The sequence below is a fragment of the Pigmentiphaga sp. H8 genome, from assembly GCF_003854895.1.
Lineage (GTDB): Bacteria > Pseudomonadota > Gammaproteobacteria > Burkholderiales > Burkholderiaceae_B > Pigmentiphaga.
This window is the reverse complement of record NZ_CP033966.1, coordinates 2,474,675-2,492,830: the sequence shown is the minus strand read 5'-3', so window position 1 is coordinate 2,492,830 and position 18,156 is coordinate 2,474,675. Positions and strand designations below refer to the sequence as shown.

Genomic DNA, 18,156 nt, shown 5'->3' with positions numbered 1-18,156 from the left:
CCGCCTCAGAACCCGCCGAACATCGTGCCCAGCGCGATGACCAGGGCCAGCGCCGGCAGCGGAAAGAGGATCGTCACGGCGGCGATGTCTCCATACGACTGCCGGTGCGTCAGCTTGCAGATGGCCAGCAGCGTGATGATGGCGCCGCAGTGCGGCAAGGTGTCCATGCCGCCGGCGGCCATCACGGCCACGCGGTGCATCAGCTCGGCGCTGATGCCCGCCTCGTGGGCCATGCGCAGGTAGTCCTGGCCCAGCGTCTGCAAGGCGATGCTCAGGCCGCCCGAGGACGAACCCGTGATGCCAGCCAGCACGTTCATCGCCACCGCCTCGGAAATCAGCGGGTTGCCGGGCGCCACGTTCAACACCGCGTCGCGGATGATGGCGAACCCCGCCAGGCCCGCGATGATCGCGCCGTAGCCCACTTCGGAAGCCGTGTTGAACAGCGGCAGCATGAAACCGAACACGCCCTGGTTGATGGTGTTCTTCAGGTTGTTCCAGTGCTTGAGCCGCAGCAGCACCAGCACCGTGCAGGCCGTGGCCAGCGCGATGATCAACGCCCACAGGCCGACGATCTTTTGCGGTGCCAGGTCGGGGAAGCGCCGGGCCAGGAACGAGAAATCCACCGCCGGGAACACCACGTAGGTGAACAGGGCGTTGATCCCGACCACCAGCAGCAGCGGCAGCAAGGCCAGCGGCACAGGCATGATCGACCACCGGGCATCCTGCTCCCCGCTGCCGTCGGTGGGCGCGCCCTCCTCCGCGTCGTCGTGGTCGCCGTAGCCTTCACCCGCGGCCCGGGCGGAAGCGGCGCGGCGGCGCAGCCACCAGGTGCCGCCGCCGAACATGATCGCGGCCGCGATGATGCCCAGCCCGGGCGCCGCGAAGACGTTGGTGCCGAAGTACGGGATGGGAATCGCGTTCTGGATGGCGGGCGTGCCGGGCAAGGCCGTCATGGTGAACGTGAAGGCCCCCAGCGCGATCGTGGCGGGAATCAGCCGCTTGGGTATCCGCGCCGCCTTGAACAGGTCGACCGCGACCGGATAGATCGCGAAGGCCACGACGAACAGCGACACGCCGCCATAGGTCAGCAGCGCGCAGGCCAGCACCACGGTGACGATGGCGTGCTTCTCGCCCACGCTGGCCACGATCCAGCGCGACAGCGTATTGGCCGCCCCCGAGTCGGCCATCAATTGGCCGAACAGGGAACCCAGCAGGAAAATGGGCAGGAACTGCAGCACGTAGCCGCTCAGGGCGGTCATGAAGGTGCCGGTATAAATGGGCAGCAGCAGCGCGGCGTCGCCCGACAGCACCACCGCCAGCGCGCCCATCAGCGGCGCCAGCAGCAGCACGGTAACGCCGCGATAGGCCAGGTACATCAACAGCGCCAGGGAAACGACGATGGCGAGCGTGCTGGTCATGGGACTCCTTGGGGCAAGGCATGGCAAAGCCCCATCATCTCATGCCGACACGACAGTTTCCGGTCCACGCCGGGCCCGCGCCCCCGGCCTGGACCGCTAGAACGAGTGCCGCAACCCCACCATCACCCCCATCTGCCCCTGCCCCGCCTTGGGCGACCACGGCACGATGCTGCTGCTGGACACCGAGAACACCGCTCCCGCACCGCTATTGCCCATATGCGCCAGCATGGCATAGGCGGCGGTCCGCTTCGAGAAGCTGTAGCTGGCGCGGCCGACCAGCATCGTGCCCTTGGCCTGGTAGGCGTTGGCGATCATGCGCGAGGCCTGCGCGTTCAGGGTCCAGCTTCCTATCGGATAGGTCGCGCCCACGAAATACAGGTTGGTCGAGACATCGGCGGCGCTGCCTTCGATGCGGCGGTGCATCCAGCCGGCGCCCAGTTTCAGGTCGGCGATGTGCACGTAGCCGTTGGCCATGTAGCGCCGGTCGCGGCTGTCCGACGACGCGATCGCGACGCCGGCCACGCCCGGCACCACCACCGCCGGGGCGGCGCCGGGACCGCCGCGCTGTTCGTCGATGACGGCCGCCACGCCCCAGCCGCCGCCGTCGTACTTCAGCAGCCCCGACCATCCGCGGCACGCCTGCGCGTCTCCGGGGCGCTCGCCGCCGCAATTGCCCGCGGCGGAGGTATCGCGGCCCAGGGAATAGGTCGCGCCCACGGTCAGGCCGCCGAACCTGCCGCGGTAGGCCAGCGAGTTGTCGGCGCGCGCGTTGGGGATGTAGCTGTCGAAGCTCGCCATGCTGAACACCGACGGTCCGATCACGTCGGCATCCATCAGCGACCAGGTCAGCATGGTCGACTGGCGCCCCAGCGTGAAGCTGCCCCACGGCCCCTCGACGCCGACGATCGCGGTGCGCCCGAACAGGCGGCCCGCCTGGCCGGACGAACCCGAGTCGGCGAAGAAGCCGCTTTCCAGGTTGAAGATGCCGCGCCAGCCGTTGCCGAGGTCTTCGTTGCCGCGCAGGCCCCAGCGCGACGGCAGCTGCCCACCGGTCAGCGTGGGCATGCGCACGCCCGATCCGCCGCTCGCGCTGGCATGGGTGATGTATTCGACGCCGGTATCGATGGCGCCGTACAGCGTCACGTTGCCGGCGGGCGACTGGGCCAGGCAAGGCAGGGAAACGAGGGCGAGCGCGAGCCCCCCTGAAAGTCCGAGTTTCATGGTCGTTCCTGAGGAAAGGAGGATATCGGGCAGGCCCGCCCGAGGGGACTACTCGTCGTTGCCGTTCAGTGGACCGCCGCGGCCTGTTCGGCCTCGACCTGTTCCCTGGCCAGCTTCTCCATCACGCGCCTTACCCGCACGAGACCGAGATCATGGGAATAGAGGTTCTCCTGGCTGCGCGCGTGGCGCGCCAGGCTCTCGATGACGACGCGATCCTGTTCCAGCACGTCCCAGTGCAGGCCTTCCAGGCGGTTGCGGTACAGGAAGCGCCATAGGTTGCGCTCGAAGCCCTGGGACTTGCGGATGCGCCAGAAGTACACCTGGCAATTGCCGTCGTCGACGGGCGTGACGAAGCCCACGATGAAGAACTCGCCGCCGCCATACTGCGGACGATAGGGAACGGACAGGCGGATCCACAGCGAGGACGTGTGGCCGAACTCGACCCAGTCGAAGTTCACGCCGCGCTGGCCGACCTTCTCGAAGACCAGACCGCAGTCGGTGTGGCGGATGACCATTTCCGCCTTCTTGTCGCCCTCGGCCATCGAATGCGAGTTCGAATGCAGATAGGTCCCATGCATGAGGTCCATCACGTTATCGATGGCGTAGCGGTAGTTGCACTTCCAGTTCTGCATGCACAGGAAGCCGGAGTACTCGTCGTTCGTCATTTCCTCGGGCAGCGCGAACGGCCTGGGCTGCCCGTGCTCCATGGACCCGAACCACAGGAAGACGGCGCCGCCGTACTCCACCACTGGATAGGACCGCAGGCATTTCCTGCCCACGAGCTGGCTGCTTTCCAGCGCCGGCACGTCGGCCACCTTGCCTTCGCCGTCGACCTCCACGCCGTGGTACCAGCAGGCGATGCGCTCGCCCAGGTTCCAGCCCAGCGACAGGCGGGCGCCGCGATGGGGGCAGCGATCCTCGACCGCGCGCACCGTGCCGGCGCGATCGCGCCACAGCACGATGTTCTCGGAAAGCCGGGTGATGCCCAGCGGGGTATCGCGCACGGCATAGCTGGGCGTGACGGGGTACCAGAGGTTGCGCAGGCCGGTTTCCACGCGGGTCGCGGCGGCAAGGGCCAGGCCGTCCTGGACGATGGGGTTCATGGGGATGTCTTCCTACTGTTTCGCCGGCACGAAGTCGTTCGTGAACAAATCGTTCAGCGGGACCGCGCGCGAGATGATGCCTTCGTTCAGATAGAACGCCTGGAGCGTGGCGACGCGGTCCGGGTCGATCGCGCCCAGCCGGGGCTGGCCCTGGTAGACGGTGGCGTTGTACAGCCGCAGGACCGACTCCACGTACTTCTCCCGCCCCTGGTACCCCGGCACCGCCTTGACGTAATCGGCCGTGGCCGCGACCGGATCGCGCGAGATGTCGGCCAGGCCGCGCAGCGTGGCCTTGACGAACTTGCGGATCAGCTCGGGCTCCTTCCTGATGGTCTCGTCCGAGGCCAGGATGGCCTGGGCCATGCTCTTGAAATAGCGGTCCGCCGGAATCAGCTCGACCTTCACGCCCGCCTCCTGCGCGCTGACCGTCCACTCCGGCACCGAGGCCAGCGCGGGGATCTTCTGTTCGGCGAAGAGCTGCCAGACCGAAGGGCCGCTGGCCTGGATGTCGACCGCCGACTTCGCCACGCCGTTCGCCCGCAGCATGCCCAGCAGCGCGTAGTAGGTCGTGTCGGCGTAGGACATCGCGCCTATGGTCTTGCCCTTCAGGTCGGGGATCCCGCCCGGCGCGGCGGCGCGGTTGATGGCCAGGTGCATCAGCGAGGCGCCGCCCAGTACCGCCACCGCCTTGACCGGCACGCCGTTGGGCCGGACGATGATGGGCGTATCCCCCACGCCGCCGCCCAGCGGCGCATTGCCCGCGCCCACCTGCTTGGCGACGTCGGCGCCGCCCTTGCCGACCACGAAATTGATCTTCAGGCCCTCTTGCGCGTAGTAGCCCTTCTGCTGCGCGATCATCCACGGCGCGAACGCGGGCAGGCTGGGCGGGGCCGGCAGCAGATAGGTCACGTCCCGGAGGTTTTCCGCCCGTGCCTGCGGGAGCATCAGGGACACGGCGGCGATACAGGCGGCGGCTCTTGCGGCGGACAGCAGGCTCATGGCGGCTTCCTTGGGTGACGTGGGCGGCTTAGTAGCCGAGGCGGGACATTTCCTGTTCCAGGCTCGCGGCGCTCCAGGCCCGTCCCGACAGGTTGGCGACGCCGGCGGCGTTCAGGTGATCGGCGAACTGCTGCGACGTCCTGGCGCCGGCCAGGTAGGCGCTTTCGATCGCATCGGCCAGCGCGTTCTCGTAATCGGTGGGGGCCGATTCCCTGCTCTGCCAGCGAAGGTTCACCCCTTCACCGGGGGCTTCCACCATGCCCAGGCCCGCGTGCGGACTGGGCTCGTTTCCCTTCCATCTGCTCAGGTGGACGTTGAATTGCTCGGGCATACCTTCCTCGCGATGAGTCGGCCAGAAACGGCGCTGGCATTGAGTTTTTTCTATTCCTAAAACTAGGAATAGAGAGCAGATTATCGACCGCGAAAAAAGGTGTCAAGAATTTTCAGACTAGCGAAAACGCCTACTTCACGATGCCGTGCAGGATGAGGCGCGTGGCGAAATCCAGGTAGCGTCCGGTCAGGTCCTCGGCGTCGGGCTCGCCGTTGAACAACACCTTGAGCATGGGCTGGGCATCGACGAAGAAGGTGCACAGCCCCAGGAAGGCGACATGCAGGAAACGCGGGTCGATGGCATCGAGCTGCGGATCGCCGTCGCGCCCGACCAGCAGCGCCTCGCTCAGCGCCAGGCCGCGCAAGGCCACGCCTTGCAGCGTGTCGATGCGCTCGGGCGTGTCGACGTGGCTGTAGATCTCGTTGAGCACCAGTTGCAGGAAGCGCGGATTGTCCTTCAGCGCTTCGATCAGCAGGACCAGGCGCTTGCGGATCCGCGCTTCCAGCGGCGCATCCTGCCCCAGCATGACCTGGCTCCTGGCCTGGAGCTGGTCCATGATATGCGTGGCCGCGGCGCGCATCAGGCCCTGCTTGTTGGTGAAGTAATACCGGATCAAGGCGGGGTCGACGCCGGCGGCCGTGGCGATTTCGAGCACGCTCAGTTCCTGCGGCGTCTTGGTCTTCATCAGCGCGATCACCGCGTCGATGATCGCGGCCTTCCCCACCATGGTCCTCTCCGTGGGATGGCCGGCGGAGCGCTTGATTCGTGGCTTCTTGCGGGGCGAGGGATCAGGCATACGTGTCGTCGGTGGGACTCGGCAACGCGCAGTGTACCGGTCATTGATGCCGGACAGGCGGCCCCCTGCGCGGGACTACCGCGCGGCTTGGTGACGCGCCCCGCGCTTACTGTCCCGCCCCGCACGCCCGCACGAAATCGTCCGCCAGCCCCGCCACGGCGCGCTTGGGCCAGATGGCGCTGACGTCGAAGCTGGGCAGCCTCGCGCCGTCCACGACCTCGCAATAACGCACGCCGGCGAAATCCAGCGACCGTATCCAGCTGGGCAGGAGCGCGATGCCGCAGCCGCCGGCCACGCAGGCCAGCACGGTCAGGGTCCGGTTCGCCTCCTGCACGATTTCCGCGTCTAGGCCCTCCTTGCGAAACGCGTCCATGACGGACTCGTAGAAGGTGGGTAATTGCTCGTGCGGAAACATCACCAGGCCGGCGCGGGCGATGTCCGCCATTGACACCCGGTCCTGGCCGCCGGGCAACAGGTCTTCCGGCACCGCCGCCACCAGGCGTTCGCGCATCAGCACTTTCTCGTGCATGACCCCGGACAGGGCCACCGGCGTGTGCACCAGCGCCACGTCGATCTCGCCGCGCGACAAGGCCTGCGCCTGTTCGGCGTTGCTCATCTCGCGCAGCACGACGCGCAGGCCGGGAGCCTCGTCGCGCACGGCGCGCAAGGCGCGCGGCAGGATGTCGATCAGCGCGCTGGAGACCAGGCCGACGCGCAGCACCCCGGCCCGCCCCGCCGCGATCGCCTGGGCCGCATCGATGGCATTGACGATGCGAAAGACCCCGCGCCGTACTTCCTCGGCGATCTGCCGCGCCGCCGGCGTGGGCTCGGCGCCGCGCCGCGACCGCTGGAACAGTTTCACGCCCAGTTCGCGTTCGAGCCGCGCCAGGGACTGGCTCAGGGCCGGCTGGGCCACGCCCAGTTTCTCGGCTGCCTTGCTCAGGCTGCCCGTATCCAGGACCGCGATGAACTCTTCCAGACGCCGGATATCCATCACAAAACCTTATATAAAAACATGATTTACTGGATAGATAAATATAACAAGCCTTCCTAGAATCGGCCCGAATCCGGCACTCGCCCCCGGCCGGACCCGACTCTGGAGAGATTCCCCGTGGCCGACCCCACGCCCCCGCTGATCGATGCCCACGCCCATGTCTTCGCCCGTACGCTGGCGCTGGCGCCGGGCCGCCGCTACGCGCCGCAGGCCGATGCGCCGCTGGAGGACTATCTCGGACACCTGGATGCGCACGGGCTCGGGGCCGGCGTGCTGATCCAGCCCAGCTTCCTGGGCACGGACAACGGCTACATGCTCGATGCCATCCGCCAGGCGCCGAACCGCCTGCGGGGCGTGGCGGTCGTGGACGAGCATGCCGCGCCGGCCGAACTGGAGCGGCTGGCGCGCGGCGGCATCGTCGGCATCCGGCTGAACCTGATCGGCCAGCCGCTGCCGCGGCTGGATCAAGGCGGCTGGCCCCGCTTGCTGGCGTGCCTGCGGGCGCTGGACTGGCATGTCGAAGTCCACGTGGAAGCGGCGCGCCTGTCCGCTATCGTCGGCCCGCTGCGCGCGGCGCAGTGCCGCGTGGTGGTGGACCACTTCGGCCGGCCCGCCCCCGCGCTGGGAGCGGCCGACCCCGGTTTCCGATGGCTGCTCGAGGCCGCCCGCGACGACGGCGTCTGGGTCAAGCTCTCGGGCGCCTATCGCAACGGGTCCGAGCCAGCCGGACCGGCGGCGCGCCAGGCCGCGCGACTGCTGGTCGAGCATGCCGGACCGGACCGCCTGGTCTGGGGCAGCGACTGGCCCCACACCCAGCACCCCGGCGTGACCTATGCGCAAACCTTTCAGGCACTCGCCGACTGGATCGGCGACATCGATCTACGCCTGCGCATCCTCGCGGCCAACCCGAGCCGCTGCTTTGCATTCTAAGGAGACACCATGATCCGCATTCCCGTCCTGGCCACCCTGGCCTTCGCCCTGCCCTTGTCGGCCGCGCACGCGGCCTGGCCCGAGAAAGCCGTCACCCTGATCGTCACCTATCCGCCCGGCGGCACGGTGGACACGGTGGCCCGCATCATCGGCCCCAAGCTGTCGGCCCGGCTCGGCCAGTCGGTCATCATCGACAACAAGGGCGGCGCCGGCGGCATGATCGGCGGCGCCGCCGCGGCCCGCTCGGCCCCCGACGGCTACACCTTCATGCTCGATGCCTCCAACCACGCTCAGAACCCCGCGCTGCAAAGCAAGATGAGCTTCGACACGCTCAAGGCCTTCGACTCCGTATCGCTGCTGCTGCGCGTGCCCAATGTGCTGGTGACCTCGCCGCAAGGCAAGATCGCCTCGGTGCAGGACCTGATCCGGAACGGCAAGTCCAAGACCCCCGCCTACTTCGCCTCGGCCGGCCCCGGGTCGGCGCAACACCTGGCCGGCGAACTGTTCAACGTCATGGCCGGGACCTCGCTCGTCCACGTCGCCTACAAGGGTGGCGGCCCGGCCATGGTCGACGTGATGTCCGGCCAGGTGCCCATCATGTTCGCCAGCCTGGGCTCGGCGTGGACCCACATCCAGAACGGCAAGCTGCGGCCCATCGCGGTCGGCGGCGACAAGCGCTCGGCCGTGCTGCCGCAGATTCCCACCATCGCCGAATCCGGCGTGCCGGGCTTCTCGTCCTACGAGTGGAACGCCGTGTTCGCGCCCGCCGGCACTCCCAAGGCCATCGTCGACCAGATGTCGGCCGCGCTGGCCGACGTGCTCAAGGATCCGGACATCAAGTCCAAGCTCGAAGGCATCGGGGCCGAACTGGTCGGCTCCAGCCCCGCCGAACTCGAGACCTTCCGCCGCGCGGAGATCCAGAAGTGGCAGGACGTGGTCAAGAAGAGCGGCATCACCGTGAACTGAGGTTCGCGATCGCCGGCAAGATCAGCGCGGCCTGCCGGCAATCGCGGCCATCAGGTCGTCGACATGCACCATCAGCCCGCGCACCTGGCGCAGCCGCGGATATTGCTCCAGCACCGCGGCCCAGCCCGGCGCATGCAGCAATTCGTTCCAGACCGGTTCGAGCTCCCGCGGGTCCGCGTCGCGCCCTGCTTCCAGCGCGCCGGCGAACGCCAGGCTGGCCGGTGCCGACAGCAACTGCATGCGGCTGGCCGCGCCCAGCAGGCGCGGCGTGGGTTCGGCGGGCGCATCGCAGCAGTACAGCACCGAACGGGCCAGGCCCGCTTCGTCGGCGGATAGCGCGCGCAGCGACGCTCCGCGCAAATGCACCGTGCCTTCGCCGGCCTGGAACGGATAGACCCTGTGTTCCTCGGCCTGCGCCAACAGGCGCACACCGCGCCGCAACCGCGGAAGGTCGGTCGTCGCCGCCTCGATGGAGGCCTTGGCTTCGACCAGCAGGCGGACGTCCCAGGCCGGCTCGCCCTCCACCTCCGGCGCGCGCCGCAGCAGGACCGCGTCCCACTCGGTCTTGGCGTGTTCGTGGCTGGCCGGTATCAAGGACGGCACCCGCATCGACGTCACCACCCGGTAGGCCGCTTCGGCATGTTCTTCCTTGCACAGACGTTCGGCCAGCGCCCCGAGCGCACGGGCGGCCGACGCCTCGACGGCCTTGCCGCGTTTCTGCGAAATACCGCCTTGCGCGACGGCCGCGGCGCTTCCCGGGGGCGGTCCATGCCGGTCCCGGAGCGCTTGGTAGTGGCGCACGAGTTCGTCCGAGGCCAAGGCGTCGAGGCGTTGCAGGCGAGCCAGGGCCGGGTTGTCCAGCAACTTGGCCAAGCCGGTCTGAAGCGGCGTGTCGCCGGCGATGTCCGGCCTGGCCAGCAGGCGCGGCAGGGCCGTATGGACGTCGCGCCAGGACGCGTGGGAAGCGGCGGCGCGCCATCGCGCCAGGGCTTCCCGCACAGCCCCATCGGGCATGCGTTGCAGCCGGGCCGGATGCGCCACGGCATCGACCGCCGCCCGGACCTGCCGGCGGTCCTGGCCCGCACGCGCGACCAGCGAGGCGTATTCGCGCACGTGCGCATGGCGGTGCCTGAACACCATGGCCTGGATGACCGGGTCGCCGGATCCCGGTTGCATCGCTTCGCGGATCAGGCAAGCAAGCGCCCCGGTGAAGGCCCGTGCCAGCTTCGCGTCCGGCCGCCCTCCATCCGCGGCGGCCCGGCGGGCCTGCTCGATGGCCAGCGCGAGCGCGGCCGACGGATGGGCCGCGGGTTTTCCGGGCAGCCAGAGCGCATCCGGCGGCAGGCCGTAGCGGCGCGGGACCGATTTCAGGATGTCATCGAGCATCGGACATTCACGCCGATGCGTTGAAATCAAGAATCATATGGTCACATTTGAAATGTTTTGACTCATAATATTGGGGTCGGTTCGCGACGCTCATCCATGTGCCCTCGCGCCATGGCCTGGCAATTATCCCTCTCACGACCCATGAACATGAGAACAGTGCGTTTTGCCCTGCTGCCCCTGGTCGCCGCCCTGCTGGCCGCGTGCGGCGGCAGCGGTTCGAACGGCGACCAGCCCGTGGCCTGCGTGGAAACCGGTCCCTATGCCTGCAAGACGGGCGAGACCGAGCCGCTCTACACCTTCCAATGGGCGCTGAACTACGCCGCCAGCTATTTCAAGGATTTCGCCGCCGTGTTCGGCGGCGGGCTGGACCTGAACGTCGAAGCGGTCCATCGGCAGGGCGTCAAGGGCCAGGGGGTGAACGTGCTGGTGCTGGATACCGGCACTGACCTGCGCAACGAAGACCTGGCGCCCAACGCCGATTTCGGCATGTCGTGGAATTTCCTGACGGAAACGAACGATCCCTATCCCGATCTGGCCGCCCCCGACAGTGCTCCGCACGGCACCGTCGTCGCGGGCATCATCGCCGCGGCCCAGAACGGGAAAGGCGTCATGGGCATCGCGCCGCTGGCCACCGTGGGGGGCGCCAACTTCATCAGCAAGCCAGGCAGGATATTCGAGGCCTACGGCGGCGCGCCCTGGTCCAGTAAGGCGCACGTGTTCAACGCCTCGTATGGCGCCGATACGGTCGCGATGCCGTATGAATCCGATACCGGCATCGGCAACATCGTGGCGATCCGGGGCCTGAAGAAATTGCGCGACGGCAAGGGCGCCGTCTTCCTCAAGGCCGCCGGGAACTCCTTCGATCCGGGCCTGTGCGGCATCGAGGCCGCCTATTTCGACTGCACCAACCCCACCAACGACACGACCAACCTGGAACCGAACATCATCACCATCGCGGCCCTGAACGCCAAGGGCAGCGCCAGCAGCTACAGCAGCTCGGGCTCGGTGGTGTGGGTCACGGGCATGGGCGGCGAATACGGCAGCCAGGGCACCTATGGCGAGGGCCCGGGCGCCGGCGACGACGGCCCGACCATCTTCTCGACGGACCTGCGCGGCTGCGTCCACGGCTACAGCCGCGCCGGCGCGGGCACGCCCTTCCTGCGCGGCCAGACCGTGCGCAACGGCCAGCCCGACAACGTCGATTGCGACTACACCTACATGAACGGCACCTCCGCCGCCACCCCCACCCTCGCGGGCGTGGCCGCCCTGGTGCTCAGCGCCAATCCGGCGCTTACGTGGCGCGACGTGCGCGACATCCTGCGCGTCTCCGCCCGCAAGGTGGATGCCGACTACATCCGCCACATTCCCTTCCGGGGCGACAAGCCCTTCGGCGCCCTGCTGGATCTCGCCACCAATAAGCCCACCGACCGCATCGGCGGTCCCGCCGACATCCACGACGGCGCCACGGCCTTCCCCATGGACCTGGGCTGGCAGAAGAACGCCGCGGGCTACGAGTACTCCAACTGGTACGGCTTCGGCGTGCCGGATGCCGCCAAGGCGGTGGCCCTGGCGCTGAAGTACAAGGAAAATCCCGGCCTGAGCCGTTCCGGCGACGTCCAGATACCGGAGTTCCGGCCCATGGCCTATTGGCAGTTGAACGAGCTGGCGCCGGACGTGGACCTCGACGAACTCGAAGGCGCGACCGTCCGCACCGGTCCCTTCCCCTACCGGCGCATCACGTCGCTGGGCAAATTCCAGGGCGATGCGCGAACGGTGGACCAGCTCCAGGTCCGCCTGTCCGGCGAAGGAGTCTGCCTGGGCTCGCTGGGCATCGCCGCCAGGTCGCCCGGGGGCACGGTTTCCCTGCTGAAGCTGCCCAACGACCACTTCAAGGCGGACGGCTGGGACGAGTTCCGGCGCTATACGCTGGGAAGTTATGCTTTCCATGGAGAGGCCGCACAAGGCGCCTGGGAATTCTTCGCCATCGCTTCGAACTCCGACACGCAGATCACCGTGGTCGATCGCGATCCCGACGGCAACCCCCGCAAGCGCCTGTCCGAGCCCTGCCCCTCGACGAACGACGACGGCTCCGACCGGAATTTCAGACTCGTCGTCGAAGCCCGCGTCATCGCCCAATAAGCCAGGCCGCCACCCGTTCCAGGAATCCGACACATGAAAAAGAGTTTTCGACGCTACATCGGGCTGATCGGCATGTCGCTGGCGCTAGCCAGCGGCGCGGCGTTTGCCCTGACACCGGGGCAGAAGCTTCCCAAGTCGCAGATCGCCCAGTGGGGCGCCCTGCCCGTCTACGACATCGACGGCAGCCGCATCCGGGTGATCCCGCCCCAGTATTCGGATAGCCAGGACACCCTGGTGCTCAACGAGCAAGGGGTGGTCGGCAAAAGCGCCAACGAAGTCGTCGTGGCCCAGGCGTCCGCCGGCGTCCAGGCCCTGATCGAACAGACGCAGCCGCGCCCCGTTTCGGTCAAGCGCTACGAGGCAACGGGCATCACGGTATCGACCTATGCCGACTTCGCCCAGGCGGTCGAAGCGCTGCGTGCGCTCAAGGCCGCGCTGCCCTCCGCGCAAGTAGGTCTGCCGATATTGTTCACCCGGCCGCAACCCTATTGACGTTCTGCCCCGCGGTCCCTGAGTCCGATTTCGCGTACAGTTCGGGCGGAAAACCGCATCCGCTCGACCAGGGACCGCCTTGAACCGTTTCAGAAAAGACATCAATGGCCTGCGCGCCTGGGCCGTCGTTGCCGTCGTCCTGTACCACTTCGGCGTCCCCGGCTTCGAAGGCGGCTTTGTCGGCGTCGACGTCTTCTTCGTGATTTCCGGCTTCCTGATGACCGGCATCGTCGTCGGGAAAATGGAGCGGCCGGGCGGGATCAGGTCCTGGACGTTCGATGTCCTGGACTTCTACCTTGCCCGCGCCCGGCGGATCCTGCCCGCGCTGGCGGTACTGTGCGCGGCCTTGCTCGCGGCGGGCGGGTTCTTCCTCGGCCCCCTGGACTACGCGCAACTGGCCACCCATGCCGCCGCCGCGCTGCTGTTCCTGTCGAATGTGCAGTTCTGGCGCGAGGCCGGCTACTTCGACGCCCAGGCCCATGAAAAACTCCTGCTTCACACCTGGTCGCTTTCGGTGGAATGGCAGTTCTGCCTGGCCCTGCCGCTCGCGCTGCTGCTCGTCTGGAAAATCCGCCCTGGCAGGAAGTTTCTGGGTTTGGCCGTCCTGGCCGGGTTCGCCGCATCGTTCCTCCTGTCCGTGGCCTTCACCCCCAGGGCAGCCAGCGCCGCCTTCTACCTCCTGCCCACCCGGGCCTGGGAAATGCTGGCGGGCGGCCTGGTCTACCTGTACCAGGACAGGAACCCGCTGGCCCGCGGCGGCAACAGGATCCTGGAAGCTCTGGGCTTCTTGATGATCGTGTCCAGCATCGCCGCGTTCGATGGCGCCGGCCTCTGGCCGGGATGGAAGGCCATCGTTCCCGTGCTGGGGACGGCGCTGGTCATCCTGGCCGAGAACGACGACTCCCCGCTCAGCGCGACGCCGGCCGCCCAGTGGCTGGGCAAGACCTCTTATTCGCTCTATCTCTGGCATTGGCCGCTGTGCGTGGCGCTGATCTATACGGGCACCCAGGGCCAGCCCGCGCCCATGGTCGCGGCCATCGTCCTGAGCCTGGCGCTCGGATGGTTGTCCTGGAAGCTGGTCGAAAACACCAGCCGGCAATCGCTGGTCCGACACCCGCAAGCCCGGCAATTCGCCGTCATCGCCCTGCCCGTGGCCTGCCTGGTCGCCGCCAGCCTCTACACGGCCGGCCAGGAAGGATTTCCGGAAAGACTGGCCGGAAGAATCAGCCCCGACAAGGCGCTGCTCATGTCCATGCCGCTACCCGCCACCGGCTGGTGCTTCTACAGCCTGGATGCGGTCAAGACCCTGGAAGTCGGCGAGCAAGGCCTGGACTGCCACGTGGGCGAGGCCGGCGCGCCCAAGACCGCGCTGCTGTTCGGCGACTCCTTCGCCGGCCACAACCTGCCGTTCTGGGACAAGGTCGGCAAGCATTTCCACTTGAACGTGCATGTCGTCGCCACGAGCTGGTGCTTCCCGACCCTGGGCAAGGCATTCATCGGCCCGACCTCGCACAAGGCCTACGAACAGTGTCTGCTGGACAGGGCCTACGTGAAGGACAACCTGGCACGGTACGACTACATCCTCCTGGCCGGGAACTGGGGGCCGGTGTACAAGCGGGGGCTCATGGACTCGATGCTGGACACGCTGGAATCCATGAACCGCCTGGACAGGAAGATCGTCATCATGGAAGCCCCGAAGCGCTTCGACAAGAATCTCCGGTCGGCCTATGAACGAAGCCTGCTGCTGGGCCTGGCGTTTTCCGCGGACCGGGTGCCCGCCACCCACGACGCGATGAACGTGGACGCGCACCGCGCGCTGGACGCCTACGCCAAGGACAAGCCGAACCTGTACATCCTGACCCGGTCGATGCTGTTCAGGGACAGCTACCAGACCCGCGACCACGTGCCCTTGATGGTGGACGACAACCACCTGAGCATCCTGGGGGCGCAGCAGTCCGCGGACTACGTGCTGGCGGCCGCGGGCAGCGCGCCGGACTTCGATGCGTTCCTGGAAACGCTGACGGACAGGCCGTCCGCAAGCCTCGGCGGACCCATGGCGATGCCTTGACAGGCGCTTCGGCACCCTGCCCTACAATCCCCCGGGTGAACCCCACCCCTGCGTCCAAGCCGCGCCGCGTGGCCTCGACCGCGCGCGGCCAACCCGCCCCCGCCCGGTCCGGCGTCAAATCGGCGGACCGCGCCCTCGATCTGCTGGAGCTGCTGGCCAGCACGGGCCGGGCCATGACGCATGCCGAAATCGCGCGGCGCACCGGCGTCCCGAAAAGCAGCCTGACCGCGCTGCTGCACAATCTGGTCGGCCGCGGCTACATCGAGCAATTGCAGGATACGCAGCAGTTCCAGCTGGGCGAAGGCGCCTACGCGCTCGCGCGGCGCGGCGCGCACAATCGCGACCTGCTGCGCGCCAGCGAGCCGTGGCTGCAGCGGCTTACGCACGACACCGGGGAATCGGCCGGGCTCAGCGTGCTGCGCAACGACATGGCCGAGCGCATCGCGTCCTCGCAGTCGCCCAAGGCCGTGCTGTATTCCGTGCACGTGGGCGTCATGCAGCCGCTCTACGCCAGCTCGGCGGGCAAGGTGCTGCTGGCGTGGCTGCCGCCGGCCGAGCGCGAAGCCTATCTCCAGCGCGTCAGGCTGCAACCGCGCACCGAGCAGACGATACGCTCGGCGGCGGTCCTGCGGCGGCAACTGCACCAGGTCCGCGAGGAAGGCGTGGCCTGGTCCTTCAGTGAATTCACGGTCGGCATCGTGGGGCTGGCCGTGCCTGTCCTGGACGTGCATGGACGCGCGCTGGCGGCCCTGGGCTTCGCCCTGCCGGCCAGCCGCCTGGACGACACGCGCAAGCCGAAGCTGGAACTGGCCCTGCGCAGCGCCGCCGCGAAAATCACGGCGGCCATGGACAAGACCCGGTCCGCCGAAGCGAAAAGTGTTCACATATGAGAACACCCTCTGGCGGCAGGCGGCGCTGAGCGCAACACTGCACGGCATGACAGGAGGCACCCGCCCAGGGTGCCCAGGAGACATGCATGCCGCACCCCGCCACCATCCAGGAAACCCTGAACACGCCCATCGCGGGCCGTTATGACGTCATCGTCGTCGGCGGCGGCGCCTCCGGCACCGTGGCAGCCATCGCGGCGGCGCGCACCGGCGCACGCACGCTGCTGGTCGAGCGCGGCGGCTGCCTGGGCGGCGCCGCCACCGCCAATCTCGTGGCCCAATGGGTCGCGTTCTTCCACGGCGAGACGCGCGTGGTCGGCGGCATCCCGTTCGAGCTGGCCGAGCGCGTGCAGGCCGCCGGCGGCTCGGACGGCTTCCACCGCTACGTGATGGGCGAAGCCGCCGGCACGCCGTTCCCGCTGCGCGTGCTGCCCTTCAATCCCGAAACGGTGAAATGGGTGCTCGACGGCGCGGTCGGCGAAGCGGGCGTGGAGGTGCTGCTGCATACGAGCTTCGCGCGCGCGCTGACGCGGGACGGCGCCATCACCGGCGTCACGGTCGAGACCGTACAGGGCCGCCTGGCCTTGCTCGCGCCGGTGGTGGTGGACGCCTCCGGCGACGCGCTGGTGTGCGCCAGCGCCGGCGTGCCGTCCAAGGACGACGGCGGCGAGCGCCAGCCCTGCACGCTGTCCTTCCGGCTGTCGAACGTGGACGTGCCACGCTTCAGGGCGGTGCCTTCCGACGAGCGCCGAGCCCGGGTGCTGGACGGCTTGCGGCGCGGCGAACTGTTCTGGGAAAGCCTGTCCTTCGTCAGCACCCCGGGCGGTACCGACGCCATCTGCCTGATGAGCCGCATCCAGGACGTCGACGCGCTGGATGCGCGCGACGCCTCGCGCGCCGAACAGGAAGGCCGCCGGCAGATCGCCAGCATCGTGGGCTTCCTGCGGCGCGAGATTCCCGGCTTCGAGCACGCCGTCCTGGCCGATGTCGCCGAACGCGTGGGCGTGCGCGAGACGCGCCGCATCGAAGGCCGGTACACGCTAAGCGAAGAAGACATCATGCAGGCGCGTGGCTTCGAGGATGCCATCGCCCTGGGCGCCGGCCCCATGGACCGCCACCAGCCGGGCGGCACCGGCATCCGCCTGTATGCGCCGCCCCAGCCCTTCGAGATACCGCTGCGCGCGCTGCTGCCCGTGGACGTGGAAGGCCTGCTGGTATGCGGCCGCACCTTGAGCGCGACCCGCGAGGCCATGGCCGGCGCGCGCCACATGGCGACCTCCATGGCGATGGGACAGGCGGTCGGCACGCTGGGCGCCATCGCCGCAGCCAGCGGCCGCCGCCCCTCGGACGTTCCCGCCTCGGAAGTACAGCAGCGCCTGGCACAGGCCCATGCCCTTTTCCGCCGCGAGCAGGTCGCGCCCCAGAACCCGCCCGCCTGAGATTTCCCAGGAGACATCCATGAAAAGAACACGACAAGCCACCGCCTGCCTCGCCCTGCTGGCCACGGCCACCGTGGCGGCCGCCCAGGATTGGCCCAGCCGCGCCACCACGGTGATCAACCCCTTCAGCGCCGGCACGACCACCGACACCGTGGCGCGCGTCGTCGCCGAAGGCTTGCAGAAAAAATTCGGCACCCCCTTCATCGTCGATTCCCGGCCCGGCGCCGGCGGCATGATAGGCACCACGCTGGTCGCCCGCGCCCACCCGGACGGCAGCACCTTCGGCGTCAGCATCGCCGGCCCCTTGGTGCACAACCCCCTGCTCTACAAGAGCATGGCCTACGACCCGGACAAGGACCTCACGCCGCTGACGCTGGGCGTGCACCAGCCCTGCCTGCTGATCGCGTCCAAGGCGCTGGGCGTCAAGACCGTGCCGGAACTGGTCGACGTGCTGAAGAAAAATCCCGGCAAATACAACTACTCGTACGTGGGCAACGGCTCGCTGGGCCATCTGGTCATGACCCTGCTGGCCAACAAGAGCGGCACGCAGATCGTCCCGATCATGTATGCCGGCGCGGTCCAGGCCACCACCGCCGTGATGACCGACGAGGTGCAGATGGGCTGCCTGCCCGCCCAGGCCACGATGGCGCAGGTGCGCGGCGACAAGGTGGTGCCCATTGCCGTCTCCACCGCCGAACGCGCGGCGCTGCTGCCCGAGGTGCCGGCCCTGCGGGAGTTCTACCCCGAGATCGTCGGCAGCGCCTGGATGGGCTTCGTCGCGCCCGGCGGCATGGCCCCCGCGCTGGCCGCGCGCATCAGCGCGTCGATCGGCGAGGTGCTGCGCCAGCCCCAGGTGGTTGAGTTGCTGCGCCAGCAATTGATGGAACCCGCGCCCGGTACGCCCGCGCAGTTCAAGGCCTTCATGCGGGAAGAACTGGCGCGCTGGAAACCCGTGATCATCGACAACAAGATCACCGCCGAATAGCG

The 18,156-nt window shown here is 68.3% G+C and carries 16 protein-coding genes; 8 read left to right on the top strand and 8 right to left on the bottom strand.

All coding sequences use genetic code 11. From position 1 onward, the window contains the following. Positions 1 to 5: 5 nt before the first annotated feature. The 7 genes from EGT29_RS11860 to EGT29_RS11830 form a co-directional block, all read right to left on the bottom strand. Positions 6 to 1,418 carry a GntP family permease gene (locus tag EGT29_RS11860; protein ID WP_124689188.1) on the bottom strand — a complete coding sequence of 471 codons (1,413 nt, stop codon included), beginning with the start codon at positions 1,416 to 1,418 and terminating at the stop codon, positions 6 to 8. A 96-nt stretch (positions 1,419 to 1,514) separates the two neighbouring features. Next, entirely contained in the window at positions 1,515 to 2,639 is a 1,125-nt protein-coding gene (locus tag EGT29_RS11855; protein WP_124689187.1) for a porin, read from the bottom strand. Positions 2,640 to 2,704: 65 nt separating this feature from the next. Beyond that, a complete protein-coding gene (locus EGT29_RS11850) occupies positions 2,705 to 3,742 on the bottom strand; it encodes an aromatic ring-hydroxylating dioxygenase subunit alpha (protein WP_124689186.1) in 1,038 nt (345 codons plus the stop codon). Positions 3,743 to 3,754: 12 nt separating this feature from the next. Continuing rightward, positions 3,755 to 4,741, bottom strand: coding sequence for an ABC transporter substrate-binding protein (locus tag EGT29_RS11845; RefSeq protein WP_124689185.1), 987 nt, complete (start codon positions 4,739 to 4,741; stop codon positions 3,755 to 3,757). A 28-nt stretch (positions 4,742 to 4,769) separates the two neighbouring features. Beyond that, positions 4,770 to 5,072, bottom strand: a complete 303-nt coding sequence (locus EGT29_RS11840; RefSeq protein ID WP_124689184.1) for a recombinase-like helix-turn-helix domain-containing protein — start codon at positions 5,070 to 5,072, stop codon at positions 4,770 to 4,772. Between the two features lie 130 nt (positions 5,073 to 5,202). Next, on the bottom strand, positions 5,203 to 5,799 hold the full coding sequence (locus EGT29_RS11835; RefSeq protein ID WP_161567797.1) for a TetR/AcrR family transcriptional regulator: 597 nt from the start codon (positions 5,797 to 5,799) through the stop codon (positions 5,203 to 5,205). Between the two features lie 175 nt (positions 5,800 to 5,974). Continuing rightward, the gene (locus tag EGT29_RS11830) at positions 5,975 to 6,862 is read right to left on the bottom strand and encodes a LysR family transcriptional regulator (protein WP_124689182.1); all 888 of its coding nucleotides are present in this window, start codon (positions 6,860 to 6,862) and stop codon (positions 5,975 to 5,977) included. A gap of 117 nt (positions 6,863 to 6,979) precedes the next feature. Between EGT29_RS11830 and EGT29_RS11825 the strand changes: the two genes are divergently transcribed. Both EGT29_RS11825 and EGT29_RS11820 read left to right on the top strand, forming a co-directional pair. Continuing rightward, complete coding sequence (locus EGT29_RS11825) at positions 6,980 to 7,792, top strand: amidohydrolase (RefSeq protein ID WP_124689181.1); 813 nt, start codon at positions 6,980 to 6,982, stop codon at positions 7,790 to 7,792. A 9-nt stretch (positions 7,793 to 7,801) separates the two neighbouring features. Continuing rightward, on the top strand, positions 7,802 to 8,758 hold the full coding sequence (locus EGT29_RS11820) for a tripartite tricarboxylate transporter substrate binding protein (protein ID WP_124689180.1): 957 nt from the start codon (positions 7,802 to 7,804) through the stop codon (positions 8,756 to 8,758). A gap of 21 nt (positions 8,759 to 8,779) precedes the next feature. Here the strand turns inward: EGT29_RS11820 and EGT29_RS11815 are convergent, their stop codons facing one another. Beyond that, on the bottom strand, positions 8,780 to 10,144 hold the full coding sequence (locus EGT29_RS11815) for a 3-deoxy-D-arabino-heptulosonate 7-phosphate synthase (RefSeq protein ID WP_124689179.1): 1,365 nt from the start codon (positions 10,142 to 10,144) through the stop codon (positions 8,780 to 8,782). A 147-nt stretch (positions 10,145 to 10,291) separates the two neighbouring features. Between EGT29_RS11815 and EGT29_RS11810 the strand changes: the two genes are divergently transcribed. From EGT29_RS11810 to EGT29_RS11785, 6 genes are all read left to right on the top strand, one after another. Continuing rightward, positions 10,292 to 12,283 (top strand): S8 family serine peptidase, encoded by a 1,992-nt coding sequence (locus EGT29_RS11810; protein ID WP_161567796.1) that lies wholly within the window; start codon positions 10,292 to 10,294, stop codon positions 12,281 to 12,283. A gap of 33 nt (positions 12,284 to 12,316) precedes the next feature. Then, positions 12,317 to 12,775 (top strand): hypothetical protein, encoded by a 459-nt coding sequence (locus tag EGT29_RS11805; RefSeq protein ID WP_124689177.1) that lies wholly within the window; start codon positions 12,317 to 12,319, stop codon positions 12,773 to 12,775. A gap of 79 nt (positions 12,776 to 12,854) precedes the next feature. After that, the gene (locus EGT29_RS11800) at positions 12,855 to 14,843 is read left to right on the top strand and encodes an acyltransferase family protein (RefSeq protein ID WP_124689176.1); all 1,989 of its coding nucleotides are present in this window, start codon (positions 12,855 to 12,857) and stop codon (positions 14,841 to 14,843) included. A 35-nt stretch (positions 14,844 to 14,878) separates the two neighbouring features. Further along, a complete protein-coding gene (locus EGT29_RS11795) occupies positions 14,879 to 15,733 on the top strand; it encodes an IclR family transcriptional regulator (protein ID WP_161567795.1) in 855 nt (284 codons plus the stop codon). 86 nt (positions 15,734 to 15,819) lie between these two features. Continuing rightward, positions 15,820 to 17,169, top strand: a complete 1,350-nt coding sequence (locus tag EGT29_RS11790; RefSeq protein ID WP_124689174.1) for an FAD-dependent oxidoreductase — start codon at positions 15,820 to 15,822, stop codon at positions 17,167 to 17,169. A gap of 19 nt (positions 17,170 to 17,188) precedes the next feature. Continuing rightward, positions 17,189 to 18,154: a tripartite tricarboxylate transporter substrate binding protein gene (locus EGT29_RS11785; RefSeq protein ID WP_161567794.1), complete on the top strand. Its 966-nt coding sequence runs from the start codon at positions 17,189 to 17,191 to the stop codon at positions 18,152 to 18,154. Positions 18,155 to 18,156: the final 2 nt, after the last annotated feature.

Excerpts from the sequence above, each read along its gene's own strand:
- EGT29_RS11860 (WP_124689188.1), bottom strand. The coding sequence starts at position 1,418 with ATGACCAGCACGCTCGCCATCGTCGTTTCCCTGGCGCTGTTGATGTAC.
- EGT29_RS11855 (WP_124689187.1), bottom strand. The coding sequence starts at position 2,639 with ATGAAACTCGGACTTTCAGGGGGGCTCGCGCTCGCCCTCGTTTCCCTG.
- EGT29_RS11850 (WP_124689186.1), bottom strand. The coding sequence starts at position 3,742 with ATGAACCCCATCGTCCAGGACGGCCTGGCCCTTGCCGCCGCGACCCGC.
- EGT29_RS11845 (WP_124689185.1), bottom strand. The coding sequence starts at position 4,741 with ATGAGCCTGCTGTCCGCCGCAAGAGCCGCCGCCTGTATCGCCGCCGTG.
- EGT29_RS11840 (WP_124689184.1), bottom strand. The coding sequence starts at position 5,072 with ATGCCCGAGCAATTCAACGTCCACCTGAGCAGATGGAAGGGAAACGAG.
- EGT29_RS11835 (WP_161567797.1), bottom strand. The coding sequence starts at position 5,799 with ATGGTGGGGAAGGCCGCGATCATCGACGCGGTGATCGCGCTGATGAAG.
- EGT29_RS11830 (WP_124689182.1), bottom strand. The coding sequence starts at position 6,862 with ATGGATATCCGGCGTCTGGAAGAGTTCATCGCGGTCCTGGATACGGGC.
- EGT29_RS11820 (WP_124689180.1), top strand. The coding sequence starts at position 7,802 with ATGATCCGCATTCCCGTCCTGGCCACCCTGGCCTTCGCCCTGCCCTTG.
- EGT29_RS11815 (WP_124689179.1), bottom strand. The coding sequence starts at position 10,144 with ATGCTCGATGACATCCTGAAATCGGTCCCGCGCCGCTACGGCCTGCCG.
- EGT29_RS11810 (WP_161567796.1), top strand. The coding sequence starts at position 10,292 with ATGAGAACAGTGCGTTTTGCCCTGCTGCCCCTGGTCGCCGCCCTGCTG.
- EGT29_RS11805 (WP_124689177.1), top strand. The coding sequence starts at position 12,317 with ATGAAAAAGAGTTTTCGACGCTACATCGGGCTGATCGGCATGTCGCTG.
- EGT29_RS11790 (WP_124689174.1), top strand. The coding sequence starts at position 15,820 with ATGCCGCACCCCGCCACCATCCAGGAAACCCTGAACACGCCCATCGCG.
- EGT29_RS11785 (WP_161567794.1), top strand. The coding sequence starts at position 17,189 with ATGAAAAGAACACGACAAGCCACCGCCTGCCTCGCCCTGCTGGCCACG.